The 754-nt window shown below is 43.8% G+C and carries 1 protein-coding gene; it reads left to right on the top strand.

Annotation, left to right across the window (positions count from 1 at the left end):
* Positions 1-754, top strand: a 754-nt coding sequence (locus A3756_RS02830) for a sodium ion-translocating decarboxylase subunit beta (protein WP_156490218.1), incomplete at both ends; no start/stop codon positions are given.

Raw genomic sequence — 754 nt, 5'->3', positions numbered from 1 at the left:
GAAAATGCGATACATTTTCACAAGCCTGAAGTAATGATGGCTTTGGCAGAGGTTTTGAAAGTTCCTTTTGAAGCCGGTCAGGAAATGACGCAAGAGACCTTATATGCGTTTAAAGACGCTTATAAAATGGCAGATAGTGCTACTGCCGCTGCAGCTCATAACGTTGCTAGTGATGCGGGTTACGCTAATGGCATGTTGACAAACTTCTATAACGTAGTAATTGGCTCAATGGTTGGTCCTTTGCTTATCTTTATGGGTGTTGGTGCAATGACGGACTTTGGTCCAATGCTGGCTAACCCTAAAACTATTTTGCTAGGTGCTGCTGCGCAGTTTGGTATTTTCGGTACCGTTCTAGGTGCTGCTTTCCTCACAAGTATGCAAATTGGTGGTGTTTCATTTACGATTGAAGAAGCTGCTACGATCGGTATTATCGGTGGTGCAGATGGACCTACTTCTATCTTCGTATCAAGTGTACTAGCACCGCACCTATTGGGCGCGATTGCTGTCGCAGCTTATTCGTATATGGCGCTTGTTCCTGTTATTCAGCCTCCTATTATGAATGCTTTGACTACTCCTGAAGAGCGTAAGATTGAGATGGTTCAGCTTCGTACAGTTAATCAATTGGAAAAAATTCTTTTCCCGATTATTGTATTGATTCTGGTTGCACTTTGTCTTCCTGATGCTGCGCCTCTTTTGGGTATGTTCTGTCTTGGTAACTTGATGAAAGAGTCGGGCGTTGTGGACCGTCTTTCTG

It is taken from the genome of Oleiphilus sp. HI0086 (assembly GCF_001635225.1).
The sequence above is the reverse complement of the archived record's forward strand: the minus strand, read 5'-3'. Positions and strand labels throughout refer to the sequence as shown.